A 14,731-nucleotide genomic window follows, 5' to 3' on the forward strand; every position below is an offset into this window, starting at 1 on the left:
TTCCGATGATGGTCAGGCACGAGACGCAGGTCACCATAACGGTATAGCATTCGGGTGTGTTCATCGCTGCCTCCCAAGCTGTTTTGGTCACTGCCATGCGGGAGTCTTGGTCGCTTCAGTGCGGCGCGCCGCGACCGGTCTTGCGGTATGCCGCCGCCCTCTCGTCACTCTGATCCGAAAGAAGGTAGTCCGCTTCGAGTGCTTCAAAGAGTTCAGCTGCGATCAGAAGCTGCTTGCGCATTTCAGCGAGGCGGGCGCGGCAATATTCGCGATAGAGCAAGTCCAGTATGATGGGCATGATCACCCCCATCGATTGACTTTAAATTGACAGATATTCCACCGCGGATTTCGAGGTGATCAGTAGCCCGTCAGGTGGCTCTTCGATATGAGCCCGCTCACAGACTGCGCCAATTCCAAAACTCAACGGTCGTTTGGTTGACTTGATCGTCTGTGCGGTAAAAAGAACAGGGCTAGTTACCTAGCGCGCAGTTTAGCAGCGCTGTGTTTCAGCAAGACTTCGTCAAACAACTTAAGGGCGCCGGACCGCGACGAAAATCCCAACCACAAAGCGAAATGACTTACCTCGGAGTGCAAGCACGGTTGGATGCAACGCGGATCGACGCGACGAGGGTGATGTCGCGATAGGCCTGCAGGTCCCGTACGGTCGGTTAACCTTGCGACCGCGCGAAGCGTGCCGGTGTAACCCACCAACTTCGTCCCGCATCCGCTGAGACATGGTGTCACGCCAGCGGACTGCGCTTCGCGCAGCCGCGACCAGTTCGCCATTCAGCTGGCATTCATCGCAAAACTTCTATCGCTTCCGGACGATCAGGAGAGTTCGATGAAACGCCGTCCGCCGTCGTTGCCGCTAGCCTTGTGTGTCTAATTGTTGGGCCCATGTTCGCGCAAACGACGGCGCCGTCGGCCGCTCCGACTACCGTGCCGGTTCCCGCGGCCAAGCGCGTCACTTGTCTCGCCACGACGCAAAATCTGGAGGGACAGGACAAGCGCGACCAGATGCAGCTGTGCATGGCGCAGGCTGAAGCAGGCGATCGATCAGAAGGTCGTTGGGGAGTCCAGGAGGAGTTTCATCAAGAGGTGCGTAGGCGGAGATGCCACGGAGCAGTGAACCGGTTCGAAGGGCCGGTCGGGGGGCGGTGCTTGCTCTGCGCAAGCGAGAGATCACACCTTTCGTTGTTCAGGCTTAGGCGTGATCGGGTGCTCCCGTGAGGCGGCGGCAAGGCTGCCACGCATCGTTCAGATGATCGGATTAAGTCAGGTTAGGATGCGATCCGGCGGCTCCGAACTCCAGCGGGGCTGCGCATTTGTCGTTAGGCGCCATCGAGGTCGTTTACTTGGCATCACGTTAATAAAAGCCGTGACTTCCTCTCCCGCTGCATCACCCGCTGGCGTCTCTGCTCCAGCAATGCTTCCGGGGCAATTTCATGATACCGACGACGCGGCTCGAGCATTTCGAGGCCGTCTCAGGGCCGCGATCAGCGTTTTGAACGATGCGCCACGAATGACACTTTCTGACCTATGCTTGGTAGCATTGGCTGGGACCGGGGCACCGCATCCGCACGAAGCCGGCAAGAAGACCTTTACGGCGGGAAGGCGCGAGGCCTTCGCTGTGGGTTCAGCTAGGGCGTCCCGGCTGTACCACCGCGAGCGCCTCTTGATCGAATAGCCCCGCGGGCCGCTCCGTCCTTCGGGAACTGCAAGGGGGAGCTGCGCATCCGGCCTGACCATGGACTTGGTGTCCATGCCCGCGCGCATGCCTGACCCTGTGCGATCTGATTCATCGACATTTTGGAAGCAATCGCGTTGCGCAAGCGGAGAAAATAATCCCTTTGAGCGCTGCGGGCCTGAGCTGCCGCAATATCCATCCATTTGTAGGCGAGAACGACATCCTGCGGGACGCCATGGCCTTTATCATACATCAGGCCGAGCATCGCCTGGGCGAATGGACTTCCGGCATTTGCGGCCTGAATATATAGGCCGACTGCAGCATCGTAGGCTTTTGGTGCGCCGAATCCGTTTTCGTACATGAAACCAAGCATCGCCTGTGCTTGCGCGTTGCCGCGTAAAGCAAGTGGGGTGAGCTGGCGGACTGCTTTCTGATAGTCCCCATGTGCATAAGCGCTCCTTGCCGATGCAATTGCGTCTGCGCGTGCTGGCGCTAACGCGACAAGCAGAGCCATCATTTGCGCCAGCACGAACCAGATGATGTCGCGTCGAGCCAACAGCGGGATATGACAATGATCAGCGGACATTGCGGACACGCAAGTCATCTGTAATGCTCGCGCCGACTGCACCGCGAAGCTTCGAACGTAGCTCCTCTGCCAGTTGATGCGCATCGCTGCCGGTCTGGATGATCTGGGGTCGAATGAAGATGATCAACTCTGTCCGCTCGCCCTTCTTTCTCTGGTGTGAAAACACATCGCCAAGACCGGGAATCTCGTCAAGTAGCGGAATGCCGCTGCGCTTCCCATCGTGGCCTTCACTGATCAGTCCGGCCAGGACCACGGTTTGGCCGTTTGCCACAGAGACGGCGCTCTTCACCCTGCGTTGAGACACGGTCGGCGTAAGCTCGGTTGAACCGGCCGAGGATACGTGGCTGATCTCCTGTTCGATCTCGAGACTGACGTGCCCACTTGTGGTGATACGCGGCACAACGCGAAGAATAATGCCCGTGTTGCGGTAGTCGATAGTACTAACCACAGCGCCGCTTTGCGATGGATAACTTGTTTTGCTAGTCTGGACCGGAACAACATCGCCGACCTGAAGGGTTGCGGGCTGGTTGTTGGTGACAACGAGTGACGGATTGGACAACACATTGACGCTGGTCACCCCGTGCAGCGCATCGAGGATAATGGCCGGCTGTGACTCCGATCCGATCAGGAAGTTGAAGCCCGGAATGCGATTTAGCAGCGCGCTCGCGGCCTCACTCACTGTCCCGCTGGTCGAGGTCGACGTAAGGATAGAACCCTGGTCGGCCTTCAATCCAAGCTGCTTGCTGGTCAGATAGCTCTGGACACCGTAACTCAGCTCGTTGGTGAGCTTTACCTCGGCGATCGTCGCCTCGATGCCGACCTGCAGCACGGGTTGGTCGAGCTGCTTCAAGGTGGAACTGATGATCCGATAGTTTTCGCGACTGGCATAGATCAAGACAGAGTTATTCACGATATCAGGGGTGATCCGTACGTTGGGCATGACCGGCGGTCCACCCCCGGTTGGTGTATCAAGTCCACCGCTGGCATCCGTTCCGTTCGACGAATTCATGCCTGATGGGAAGGGGTTACTTACGCCGTTGCTGCCCGATGCGGGGGCGGACAGGCTGGGGGACGGGGCGGACGTATTGGCAGACAGCCGTTCGGCAGCCGAGGTCGTGCGAGCGACCTCCTTATCGGCGATGTCGATCGACGTTGAGGCGCTGCCGACGAACATCTGGTTCAGCAGCTTGGCCAAGTGGCGGGCATCACTATAGCGGGCACGATAGACACGAACGCCGGTTTGAGCCGAGTCTGCCCGATCGAGCCGATGGATCCAAGTCGCTACGGTCTGGAGTAAGGGCGGCTTGCGAGTTACGACCATGATGGCGTTCAATCTGGAGACGACTTGAAGCTTCACAAGGTCATGACTGAGCCCGTTGTCGCCGGAATCCAAGATACTCTCGAGCTCTGCGATCAGAGGCTCCGGCGCGGAATTGTGGATGGGATAAATGCCTACCGATTGGCCTTTCATCCAGTCGACATCAAAGCTCAGGGCGGTTTCGACGGCCATTCGCCGCTCGGGTCCGGTCCCCTGGATCAGAAGCAGGTTTCGCGTGGGGTCCGCACGTACACTTCCGGCGCGAGTTGCAAAGCTGTCCATCAACTTGAGGATGGTTTTCGCTGCAACGTATTGCAGCGGTACCACTGACACTCCATAGCCGGCTTCGGAACGACGAGCATCAGTATCGACGTGGCCTGCTCCAGTGGCGTTGCCGAGGGGCGTCACTTTGTATCCGCCCGTATCGCGTACCAGCGCAAGCCCGGAAAGTCGCAGCGCGCTCTCAAGCACGAAAACGATGTCAGATCTGGGCACCGGTCGTGCGGACGACAGGCTGACTGTGGCCTGCTCGCGTGGATCGATGGTATAGCCGAGACCGAGAATGTCGCCGAGCACCGCCTTTACCACAGTGGCGACAGGCAAGTTCTCGAAGTCCAGATTGTAGCCCGGACCATTTGGGGTCTGCTGCGGCCGCGCCTCCGTGGCTTCGGAGATCTCTGAACCCGAATAGGTGCTGCTTGCTACACCGCCTGAGTTAGGCGATGCTTGGAAAGCCGTGATCGGCTGTTCGCCGCGCGGAACGATGTCGAGCGATCGGACCTTGTCGAGCACGTCCAAGTCAGCGGGTGCTGTCGTGGATGTGCCGTTCGTGACGATGCTACATGAAGCGAACAGAAACATTGCCGCGACAAGCAGCATGTTGCGCGCGACCCCACCGCACTGACTGCGACTTACTGGAAGGCTCACTGGATTGCTGATCCACTTAGGCTAGTGATGGATGTGGCTTGGAGCTCCGCGGCAGATTTACTGCCCCGCGCACGAAAGCCAGCCAGGTGGGGGTACCGATCCGCCGCGATTAACCACTTCCATGTCGATAGCCAATCGTTTGAAGTTGAAGCCCATTCCGCCGGAGGACGGGTGATCTCGCCACCAAGTTTATCTTGCCGAAGCACGAGCTCGATCGCTTATGTCCGGCCGACTCATCCTGTTATCGGTTGCCCGCCCACGTCTTCTTCGAAGTGCAGTGGAATGGACGACCTGTTTGCCCGTTGCAGTATTTGATGCGCTTGAAGTCGCTCCGCCCACATCGACGTTACTGAAGAGCCGGATGGCGACCCTGAAGATGCGCAATGGCAAGAAGAGCTCAACGTTGTGGCGAGCGCCCAGTCTGCGGTGTAGTTCGTCGCAGGCATTATCTCGTACCCTTTGAGTGGCCAAGCGTCATAGGCCCACGTATCCAAGTGCCGCTATAGGAAGACGTGTCGTTGGCGCTCGCCACCGGCGGTTGGTGAAGCTCAACGCCTCTCCAAACGACGGGCCTCGTGCGGATAGCGTTTCATGTTTTGGCTGGTTTGACCACGCGCCTCACTCGCCGGCCGCGGTCGCCGGGATCGTTCAAGGCTCAGTGCCAGCGCCACAGATGTCGTCCAGAAGTAGCCGTGGCAACTCGTGAACGTTCATCGATGCGCCGCACCAGCGCCGGATCGTCGCCTGGTTAGCGACGGGTGGCGGCCGTGGCGCTTGAGCGGACAAGACCGAGCAACGAGCAGTGCCGGCGACCAGCGGTTTCCATGATTGCTGCGCCGTACTTGCCGCTGCCGCTCTCGAACGTGCGGGCCACCGGCTCCAGAAGTTGCTGCTTTCGTTGCTCCGGATGCAGCTGATAGCGCTGCGTCAGATTGGCCTCTGTTGCATGCCTCTGCAGCCCCTTCAGCGCGATGTTCGTATTCAGCGCCGCATCAATCGTTCGTCTCGTGCTCTGGGTCATTCTCCCCTCTGTCGCTTTCGGCGGAGCGGCCCAAGTCAAATTGGTCAACCGGTCAGAGTCTCAGGGCCGCCCCAGCTTTAAGTCTTCTGCAAGGGCTGTACCAAGCTGCAGGGGCGACATGGCGGCGCTCTGAATGTCGCGTTCGCGACGGAGCTGGCGGCATATAGACCTCGCTCCACTTTTTGTTCGGAGTCGAACACTAGCGCATTCGAGCCGACGAAGCGCGCGGCTCGCCGTCGGACGATCTGCCTAAACAACATTGCGCGCCGATGTCAGCGTCTCTCGCAATTTGGCATGTGACTTGCCAGAGATGTTTGACGAGTCGACTCGGGTCCGATGCCGACCCTTGGGCGCGGATCATGTTATGTGCGGTACATCGTCAACGCAATTCATCGAGCATCTCCGGCGCATGTGTTCGGCGCACCCGGAGGGCGACGCTCAAACCGGTGAGCGGCCGACGAGAACTTGGGAGATGTTTGACCTATCGGCAGAGTCATTTGCCGACGAAGCCGCCCGCTTTTCTGGTCTCGAACGTATTACGCTGCGGGAAATGATGGCGGCTGCTCCTGCAATCGACCAGTTTTCGCCAGCCTTTCTTCGCGAAGTGGTGGCTTTTCCTCACCGCGTTTCGGATGGCACACCGGTCTTCGCCATGGCGGATCCCACCGACCAGCCCTCGCGTAGAGCTGCGGAGCTGGTGTTCGGGGGGCCGACCTCATTTAAGGTAGCTTCGATAGAGGACATTTCTATCTGTCTCGATCAGAAGCTCGGGGCTGCGGAAGAGAGGGGGCAGTCCGCCGTTCAGCAGCTACGCGATGACGATATCGAAAGTCTGCGCGACCTGGCGAGCGGCGCGCCCGTCGTGCGCGCGGTCACTGATCTGATCGAAAAAGCCCTCGAAATGCGCGCGAGTGACATTCACATCGAGCCGTTCTCAACGGGCCTTACGGTTCGGCTGCGGATCGATGGGCTGCTTCGTGCCATTCAGCCGCCAGCGGGTGTGCTGCCCCAGGCAGTCATCTCTCGCATCAAGATCATTGCTGGGTTGAACATCGCGGAACGACGTCTGCCGCAAGACGGAGCTGCGCGAATTCGGGTCGGCCGCGAGATCGACGTGCGTGTTGCTATCATGCCGACGCAGTATGGCGAGTCCGCGGTTCTGCGCCTTCTGCCGAAGGACCGCTCCCAGCTTGCAGTAGACCGTCTCGGCCTTTCCGAGCGCGATGAGGCTGTTCTGCGCAGGCTGATCACGGCTCCGCATGGCATGATTGTGGTCACAGGGCCGACTGGCAGTGGCAAAACGACAACTCTCGCCACCATAATGTCCATGCTCAATGTGCCAGAACGGAAAATCCTGACGGTCGAGGACCCCGTGGAGTACGACATCCCCGGAATCAATCAGTCGCAAATCAAGCCTGCCATCGGGCTTACTTTCGCGAGTGCACTCCGATCCTTTGTTCGTCAGGATCCCGACGTGATCATGGTCGGTGAAGTCCGAGATTCGGAGACGGCGAATGTGGCCGTCCATGCCGCGCTCACGGGACATCTTGTGCTCACGACGCTGCACGCCGAAACGGCCGCGGCGGCCGTGCCGCGCCTGCTTGATCTCGGTGTGGAAGGCTATCTTTTGCGATCGACTTTGCGTGGCGTCATCGCACAGCGGCTGGTGCGACAACTCTGCGAGCATTGCAAGGCGCCGACACCGTTCGGCGAGGATGAACAGAGCCAGGACACCACAGTGAGCCGCCTCGGGCTATCTGCAGGGGAAATCATGTGGCAGCCGCGGGGCTGCGCACGCTGCAGCCACAGCGGTTATCGCGGTCGGATCGGAGTATTTGAGCTCCTCGAACTCAGCAGCGGTTTGCGTGAGCTGATCGCCGATAATGCCGATGGGCTCGCAATCGATCATGCGGCGATCGGCGAGGGGATGACGACGATGCTGGACGATGGGATTGCTAAATGCCGGGCTGCAATCACAGCGCCGGCTGAAATTCTTCGTGTTGTTGCTGCACGCTGAATCAGGATTATGCCAAGTTTCCGCTATCGAGCGTTGACCCAGTTCGGAGAGATCGTTGCCGGCTCGTTGGTCGCATCGACGCAAGCAGAGGCCGAGCGCCGGATTTCATCTCTGCATCTGCTACCGATTGAAGCCGTGGAGGAGGCCCGTTCCCCGTCGGTCTTTCGCCGCGGATTCTGGCCTAACCGCCCTTCATACGCGGAGGTCACGAGTTTCACGCGCGACCTTGCGCTGCTTCTGAAGGCAGGAGCGCGCCTTGATGACGCTCTTGATCTGTTGTCAGACGATTGCGATGTTGGCCGGCTGCGGCCGGTGATTAGAAGATTGAGGTTGGCCGTACTTGGCGGCGAAAGCTTTACCGATGCAGTTTCCGCGCAACCTGATCTGTTTCCGTCAATGTATGGCGCACTCATGAAGGTCGGTGAAGCCTCTGGTACGCTCAGCCAAGTCCTTGAGGTTCTGGCGGCGGAGCGGGATCGGACCGAGGCAACTCGGCGGAAGCTCAGTGATGCCATGCATTATCCGATCTTCGTTTTGCTTGCGGCGGGCTGCGTTATGCTGTTCTTCATTCTGGCTGTGTTGCCACAATTTTCATCAGTGCTGCGCGATTTCGGCGGCCGCGCCGACCCGGCACTTGGCTTCTTCATGGAAGCCTCTGATCTGATGCGAGCTAACCGCGCTTTGCTGCTGATCTCAGGCGCGTTCGTCCTGGCCGGGGGCTGGTGGCTCATGCGGCAGACCAAGGTACGTGCTTCGATCGTCGCTGCGCTTGCAACGCTGCCTGGAATTGGCAGAATCTTCGTCTTCCACCGCACGAGCCTGTTCTGTCGGAACTTGGGACTGTTGTTGGGGTGTGGTGTTAATCTCACCGCAACGCAGCGCATTCTCGTCGACGTGATGTCCGTGACCTCGTCTCCTGCCCCGTGGATCGAAGCGGCTGATCGCGTTCGGTACGGCGGCAAGCTGTCGCAAGCGCTGGCAGAGTCCCACGTGCTCCCGCCCATGGCAGTTCGCATGCTACGGCTGGGCGAGGAGACCGGCGAATTGCCGGTGCTGGCCGGCCGAATCGCGGAATTCTATGAGGCGAAACTCCAGCGCAGCCTTGATCGTGTCTTGGGAATGGTCGGGCCAGCCGCAATACTGACGATCAGTATTGTCGTCGGAGGCCTGATCGTTTCCGTCATGACGGCGCTGCTTTCCGTCACGCAGCTCGTCGACTGACAAAGCGCAGAGGAGCTCAGCATGACAACAGAATGCCGGCCGGTCGCGGAACGTCGTGCATACCAATCGAGACTTATATGGCGTATTCCAGTGGAGGCCCCCGAAGGGGAGCGCGGATTTACCTTGGCCGAGATGCTGGTTGTGATCACCATCATAGGCCTGATCATGGGGCTGATCGGGCCAAGGGTCCTCAATTATCTCGGGGAGTCCAAGGTCAAGGCAGCGAAGATCCAGTTGCAGAGCTTCGCGAGCGCACTGGACCTCTTTTATCTGGACGCGGGTCGTTATCCCACAGCATCCGAAGGGTTACGAGCCTTGGCGAGCCGGCCCGCCGGCATTACGGCCTGGAATGGCCCATACCTGAGAGGTGGCGCGATCCCCGCCGATCCCTGGAATACGCCTTATGTTTATCGCTCCCCTGGCGAGCGTGGCCCATACGAGATCATATCCTATGGCGCCGACGGTCAGGAGGGAGGTAGCGGGACGGCTGCTGACATTATGCTCGGTGCGCAGACGAGTGCACGCAATGAATGATGGTCAACGCGGCTTCACATTGCTGGAGGTGGTTTGCATGCTCGCGATCACCGGAATGATCGCGGCAGTGCTATTGCCGTTCGTGCCGCGGCAGACATCCAAGGCAAGGCTGCAGGCCTATGCTCTTGCGGCCGCCTCGATCCTGAAAGCTGACCGGGCGATGTCGGTCGGCGGTGGCGTCAGGGTGGATACTCTGGTCGATCCGCCACGCCGGGCGATTCATTCGGGCGCCAGCTCCGCTGCTGTCCAGGTGCCGGACGACGTCAAATTCGAGGCGATATTGCCACGCAGCTGCAACCAACGTCCGGTCTTATCGGCGATCAGTTTCTTTCCCGACGGCCTGTCCTGCGGTGGTGCGATTGCGCTCTGGCGGGCTGACCTGCGTGTCGAGATCAGGATCAACTGGCTGACTGGGAGGATTGAGGTTGTCTCTCGTTCCCTCATCAAAGGCTGAAGAGAGTGACGCTGGCTTCACTCTGATAGAGATGCTGGTCGCGCTCGCGGTGCTCAGCCTGTCACTTGGGTTAATTGGCACTGTCGTATCAACCAATATGCGTGCCGTTCGTAAGATCGAGGAGAGGGTCTCAGTCATCCAAGAGGCGAGCGCGGCTCTTGTCACCGCGATTCCAGGCCGTGATCGGTTGCTACCGGGTACATTCCGCGGTGCGTCCGCCTCCGGCGAGTGGACTGTTCTGGTTGCGCCGATCGGGACGGGTTGGGACGTCGCCGCCGGTCAGGCGGGCTGGATTCCTCGCATGGTGGAGCTGCGTCTTCGTTCGGCATCGGGCGCCGTCGTCGATGTGCGCACAGTGCGACTGGCGCGGACTGCAGGCTGATGTGTGCGGCATCAGAACATCGTGACGCGCGAGCCGGTTTTACCCTGATCGAGGCCCTGGCTGCGCTTGTTGTCGCGGGGCTCGTGATGTCGGTGCTCGCGACAATGACGTCGCAATGGTTTCCGGCGTGGAATCGCGGCCTCAATCGTGTTCAACGCGCGGAGATGCTCGGTTTGGCGCTGCGCCGAATAGCCAACGATCTTTCTGCAGCGGAGTTTGTCCCGTCCAATCGCGACCAGACGCAGCCGCTGTTTGAAGGGGGAGAGCTGGGGGTGACGTTTGTTCGCAAGGCGATTGGACCGAATGTCGGGCCTGGCCTTGACATCGTCCAGATTGGCGAAACTGCTAACGGATCCGATGTTGCGCTCGTGCGCTCGCGAACCTCATTCACACCTTTGCCGGTCGGCGTTTCACTTTCCGAAACTCTGCATTTCGCCGATCGAGTGGTGCTGCTTAGTCCTCCCTTCCGACTGTCCTTTGCCTATGCGGATGCGAGCCTTGCTTGGTGGCCGGATTGGCATGAGGCGGGTCGGCTTCCCACTGCGGTTCGCTTGACTATTCTAGATCGTAGTCGGGGCGGATTAGCCATAATGTCGCGGGTGGTCCGGATTCATGTCGATGCTCCGGCTGCGGGATGTATTGAAGGTGAGAGGGACTGCGTGAGCTCGAGGCCGGACGAGCCGCAGCAGGGCTCTAAGGCCGCTCTCGGTGGCGCGCGGAGCGATTGATGTTGCAATCGAAAGGGCAATCGTCACGCAAGGCTGGCCCTTGGGATGGCTTCATCCTGGTGGCGGTGCTCTGGTTTCTAGCAGTCTTGGCCGCGCTCATCGTGGTATTCTCACAGTACCTTTCGAACTCGGCGCGAGTCTTGCGGATTGATGATGACGCCTTGCAAGCAGAAGCGTTGGTCGCTGCCGGCGTTGAGCTAGCGGCTTATCAGTTGCTCATGGCGAAAAATGAGGAGCGGCCAAGGCGCGGTGGATTCAGCATCCGGATCGGCGGTGACGTTGTGGCGGTCTCGTTCCTAACCGAGGCCGCCCGAGTCGATCTCAATGCCGCGCCGAAGGAGATGATCGCCAATCTCTTCAATATCCTTGGCGCAGACGCCGAAGCGGCGCAGGATTATGCCGATAGGGTGGTATCGTGGCGTACCAAGCCGGTGGATAAGGCGGCTGCGCGATCGGAAGAGGCGCTTTATGCAGCGGCGGGACGTAAATATGGTCCGAGGCTGGCCCCCTTCGTCCATGTCGACGAGCTACCGCTAGTGCTCGGGCCGCCGTCCTGGCTGCTTGACCGAGTGATGCCGTTTGTCACCGTCTTCAGCGGCTCGCCTGGGATAGACATTTTGGCCGCCCCGGCGGAGGTGGTCGCTTCAGTTCCGGGCATGACGCCGCTGATCCTGAAGGATTTCCTCGCCTCACGAGACGCGTTATCCGCCGACCCGGCTGCTATTGCGCAGGCGCTGGTACCCGCAAGTGCCAGGGTCATCGCGGGCAAGAGCAACGCGTGGAGGTTGCGCGTGTCATTGCGGGCAGCCGATGGTCGGCGGCGGTCGTCGGTGGTCGTAATTGAATTGGGCGAAGGGAAATTGCCTTATCGAGTTCTGTCGCACGAGGAGGAGGGCGCGCAAACACACGACGGGCGAGGTGGGCATGAAGATGGCAAGTGACATCGAAATGGCGCTTACCGCCTGGTGTGCCCTGGTGGCTAGCGCTCTTGAAGCGATCGCGAACCGTGTCCACCGGCGCCGTCGGGTAAGCGCTTGCCACGACGGAGCGGATGGGCTGACGCTACAGCTGCTGCAGCACTCCGCACGCAAGCTGCAGCCAGAGAATGCCCAAGTTCGGCTGGCCGGCGACCATAACCTGCCAAGCAACTGGATTGGGGTACTGCGCGGGTGCGTAATGGACATTTACCTCGCCCCAAACCAAGTGCTGGTTCGGCAGCTCGACTTTCCAAAGCAGGCAGAACCATTTCTAAACGGAATGATCCGTTCACAGATCGATCGACTAACGCCCTGGAGTGCCGAACAGGCGCTCTTTGGTTTCAGTGAGCCTCAGTCGGCACCCAAGGAACGCATCGGCCTCATTTTAGCGGCGGTGTCGCGTGCCACGGTAGAGCCGCTGGTCCAGTTCGCGGATCATGTCGGAGCTGCCACAGTCGCGATCCATACACAGAGTGAGTTGTCCTTGCATCCGATTACGCTTTTCACCGCAGGTCTTCGTTCGGCGATCTCCGGTCGCCGAGACCTTGCGAAACTCCTGAAGTTTTTTCTGCTCGGCGCTGGGACTGCGACTGCATTGGTGCTGATAGTAACCATGGTGCTCAGCACAAAGGCAGACGGAGCATTGCAAGAACTGCGCAGCACGATCGGGCGTCAGCGGGCAGCAGTCAAGGGCGATCCGAGCGACGCTGCATCAACTGCCGGCGCGCTGCTCGCTCGGCGTAAGCAAACGACGCCAGCGACGGTGTTGGTCCTGGATCATCTTTCGAGCATCCTGCCCGATGGTACCTATGTCACCAACCTGCGTGTCGAGGGCAATCGGCTGCAACTGATTGGTCTGACTCAGGATGCCCCGACGCTGATCCAGCTGATCGAGCAGTCACCGCAGTTCAGCCGAGCCGCATTCTTCGCACCGACAACCAGATCATCGAACGAGCCCGGCGAGCGATTTCACATCGAGGTTCATGTGAATGCCTATTTCAGGGGAAGCACATGAGGGGATCCGCTTTCTTTCGGGTGGCATTTCGGTCATCACCTGCTGCAGCTGCTTCAGGCTATGGTATCGCAGTTCTCCTTTTCCTCTGGGTAATCGTAAGCGCCATCACCGATCTATTTGCGCGATACGACCAGCTCCACGAGGCTGGAGTGCTATTGCCTCAGTTCGAGGGAGGAGCGGTTCGGCCTGATCGCAGCGGCGAGCCTAATCTGACCGGACCTGGAGGTTCGGCCTTTCTCGAAGGAAAGACTGTGACCGTTGCAGGCGCTGCACTGGTGCAAAGGGTGGTGGGCGCCGTCACAAAAGCCGGGGGCAACGTCCTGTCGACCGAGGTCGAACTGCAGGGTAAGCATTCGAAAGCAGGCTTCATTAGTGTAGTGACGAGCTGCGAGGTCGAACAACCAGCCTTACAGCAACTGCTCTATGACCTGGAAGCCGGTCTTCCATTCCTCTTTGTGGAGCAACTCTTGGTCGAAACGTTGTTGACCGGCACGACCACCCCGCCAGGAAAGCTGCGCGTTTCGCTGACGGTATCGGGTCAATGGCAGGAACGCAAATGATGCGTCCTATCGCAATGATCCGTTTCGCCGCCGTCGTATTGGCCATGACAAACCTGTCGGTCTGCGCGGCCATAGCGGCTGTGAAAAGCGAGGAAGTGACGGACACTGGTTCGATAGGGCAGCGGGAGGGTGGGGCAGGAGTCGACAAGCCTGAGCCCTCGTCATTGACCATCAACTCGGTGTCGGCGCCGAAAGAGCCGGCATCCAGTGCCAATCCCTTGTGGGGAATTTCGTTGACCCGGCTATCCGCTACCCGGGACCGTCCCATCTTCTCGCCCTCACGACGGGCGCTGGTCCCCGTGCCGACGCCGGTTGCCGCTGTGCCCGTGCCTCCGCTGTCCTCCAAGAGGCCGGAGAAGCCGGCGCTCGCGCTGGTTGGAACCGTTGTGGGAGGTTTCGAGAGCTTCGGGATCTTCATCGATCAGTCCAGCAAGCTGTCGCTTCGGATCAGGGTCGGCGAACAGCATGATGGCTGGGTGCTACGCGAGGTGCGAGCTCGCGAGGTGATGTTGGAAAACCCCTCCAAGAAGGCAATCATGTCTATGCCCCAGCCTGGAAAAGGAAGTGAGGGAGAGATCCAGCTATCACCTTTGAACTCGACGACCGCCGAACAGGAGCTGGGACCTCGACAAACGCAGTAGTGGTCCGATCCAACATCCGATCCTCCAAACAACGCCTGTGTTTCGTCTTACTGTCAATCTAATCTATGTAGTCGCGGAATGAATGCGCGTTGCCTTTGCACGCTTCTCCGCTGCATGGATTCAATGCCCGAGCGCCCAGCGAGTTCGACTCGCCTGTGCGTGTGTCGAGGTTCTCGATCGGATTTTGGTAAGCGCGCAATTTCGTCAGGGTCCAGGAGCTAGTCGTGAGCATGTTGTTGCTCGGGATCCCTAAAACACCTTCATATCCGAAGGAATGCCGCAATCGCCGTTGACCTCAATTTTCGTCATTATGTGACCTCTCTTGCGCCAGAGCGGGTGCATAGGCGAGGCAGCACGGCGCGTTGTTGTGGCGCCGTGAACGTCCGGCCGTATTCTGGCTGGCGGCAATAAACCATCCAGTAAATTGATAGTCTGGAAAGGCATACTTGCAGCACTTGTCTGCACAGCAAGCACGACGAGTAGGCCGACGACCAGAAATGGTCCGAACGGGATCGACGTTCGTGCGGTGACGCCTTGCCCGACCATATGGAGGCAGAGTACGACGAACAGCGCCGCGACGCTTGCGGCAAGCAACAGAATCGGGAAGTCGAATAGTCCAGTCCAAAGCGTAGCGGCGGCGAGGAACTTGACGTCACCAAGGCC

At 59.5% G+C, this 14,731-nt stretch carries 14 protein-coding genes and 1 pseudogene; 10 read left to right on the top strand and 5 right to left on the bottom strand.

The features are described 5' to 3' along the window. Positions 1 to 115: 115 nt before the first annotated feature. From I6F17_RS34240 to I6F17_RS34255, 4 genes are all read right to left on the bottom strand, one after another. A complete protein-coding gene (locus tag I6F17_RS34240; RefSeq protein ID WP_225130346.1) occupies positions 116 to 298 on the bottom strand; it encodes a hypothetical protein in 183 nt (60 codons plus the stop codon). Positions 299 to 1,640: 1,342 nt separating this feature from the next. Next, positions 1,641 to 2,273, bottom strand: coding sequence for a tetratricopeptide repeat protein (locus I6F17_RS34245; protein ID WP_338129112.1), 633 nt, complete (start codon positions 2,271 to 2,273; stop codon positions 1,641 to 1,643). After that, positions 2,263 to 4,470, bottom strand: a complete 2,208-nt coding sequence (gene gspD / locus I6F17_RS34250) for a type II secretion system secretin GspD (RefSeq protein WP_109141641.1) — start codon at positions 4,468 to 4,470, stop codon at positions 2,263 to 2,265. The genes I6F17_RS34245 and gspD overlap by 11 nt, the downstream gene beginning before the upstream one ends. Before the next feature lie 796 nt (positions 4,471 to 5,266). Then, positions 5,267 to 5,539, bottom strand: a complete 273-nt coding sequence (locus I6F17_RS34255) for a hypothetical protein (RefSeq protein ID WP_109141640.1) — start codon at positions 5,537 to 5,539, stop codon at positions 5,267 to 5,269. Between the two features lie 364 nt (positions 5,540 to 5,903). Here I6F17_RS34255 and I6F17_RS34260 point away from each other — a divergent pair, with 364 nt between their 5' ends. From I6F17_RS34260 to I6F17_RS34305, 10 genes are read left to right on the top strand one after another with little or no spacing between them, the layout of a single operon-like run. Next, positions 5,904 to 7,556: an ATPase, T2SS/T4P/T4SS family gene (locus I6F17_RS34260; protein WP_109145502.1), complete on the top strand. Its 1,653-nt coding sequence runs from the start codon at positions 5,904 to 5,906 to the stop codon at positions 7,554 to 7,556. A gap of 9 nt (positions 7,557 to 7,565) precedes the next feature. After that, the gene (locus I6F17_RS34265; RefSeq protein WP_109141639.1) at positions 7,566 to 8,777 is read left to right on the top strand and encodes a type II secretion system F family protein; all 1,212 of its coding nucleotides are present in this window, start codon (positions 7,566 to 7,568) and stop codon (positions 8,775 to 8,777) included. Between the two features lie 21 nt (positions 8,778 to 8,798). Next, a complete protein-coding gene (gspG, locus tag I6F17_RS34270) occupies positions 8,799 to 9,311 on the top strand; it encodes a type II secretion system major pseudopilin GspG (protein WP_109141638.1) in 513 nt (170 codons plus the stop codon). Continuing rightward, positions 9,304 to 9,765: a prepilin-type N-terminal cleavage/methylation domain-containing protein gene (locus tag I6F17_RS34275; RefSeq protein WP_109141637.1), complete on the top strand. Its 462-nt coding sequence runs from the start codon at positions 9,304 to 9,306 to the stop codon at positions 9,763 to 9,765. Before gspG ends, I6F17_RS34275 begins: the two co-directional genes overlap by 8 nt. After that, complete coding sequence (locus tag I6F17_RS34280) at positions 9,737 to 10,147, top strand: type II secretion system protein (RefSeq protein ID WP_225130348.1); 411 nt, start codon at positions 9,737 to 9,739, stop codon at positions 10,145 to 10,147. Before I6F17_RS34275 ends, I6F17_RS34280 begins: the two co-directional genes overlap by 29 nt. Continuing rightward, positions 10,147 to 10,875 carry a prepilin-type N-terminal cleavage/methylation domain-containing protein gene (locus I6F17_RS34285; RefSeq protein ID WP_109141635.1) on the top strand — a complete coding sequence of 243 codons (729 nt, stop codon included), beginning with the start codon at positions 10,147 to 10,149 and terminating at the stop codon, positions 10,873 to 10,875. The genes I6F17_RS34280 and I6F17_RS34285 overlap by 1 nt, the downstream gene beginning before the upstream one ends. Further along, positions 10,875 to 11,816 carry a type II secretion system protein GspK gene (locus I6F17_RS34290; RefSeq protein ID WP_109141634.1) on the top strand — a complete coding sequence of 314 codons (942 nt, stop codon included), beginning with the start codon at positions 10,875 to 10,877 and terminating at the stop codon, positions 11,814 to 11,816. The genes I6F17_RS34285 and I6F17_RS34290 overlap by 1 nt, the downstream gene beginning before the upstream one ends. Further along, positions 11,800 to 12,867 carry a PilN domain-containing protein gene (locus tag I6F17_RS34295; protein ID WP_109145501.1) on the top strand — a complete coding sequence of 356 codons (1,068 nt, stop codon included), beginning with the start codon at positions 11,800 to 11,802 and terminating at the stop codon, positions 12,865 to 12,867. The genes I6F17_RS34290 and I6F17_RS34295 overlap by 17 nt, the downstream gene beginning before the upstream one ends. Beyond that, positions 12,864 to 13,427 (top strand): type II secretion system protein GspM, encoded by a 564-nt coding sequence (gene gspM / locus I6F17_RS34300; protein ID WP_109141633.1) that lies wholly within the window; start codon positions 12,864 to 12,866, stop codon positions 13,425 to 13,427. Before I6F17_RS34295 ends, gspM begins: the two co-directional genes overlap by 4 nt. Next, positions 13,424 to 14,068, top strand: a complete 645-nt coding sequence (locus I6F17_RS34305) for a hypothetical protein (protein WP_109141632.1) — start codon at positions 13,424 to 13,426, stop codon at positions 14,066 to 14,068. The genes gspM and I6F17_RS34305 overlap by 4 nt, the downstream gene beginning before the upstream one ends. 249 nt (positions 14,069 to 14,317) lie before the next feature. Here I6F17_RS34305 and I6F17_RS34310 read toward each other — a convergent pair. Next, positions 14,318 to 14,731, bottom strand: a pseudogene (locus I6F17_RS34310) (hypothetical protein); the annotation flags it as partial.

It is taken from the genome of Bradyrhizobium sp. NBAIM18, assembly GCF_020193825.1.
Classification (GTDB): Bacteria; Pseudomonadota; Alphaproteobacteria; order Rhizobiales; family Xanthobacteraceae; genus Bradyrhizobium; species Bradyrhizobium yuanmingense.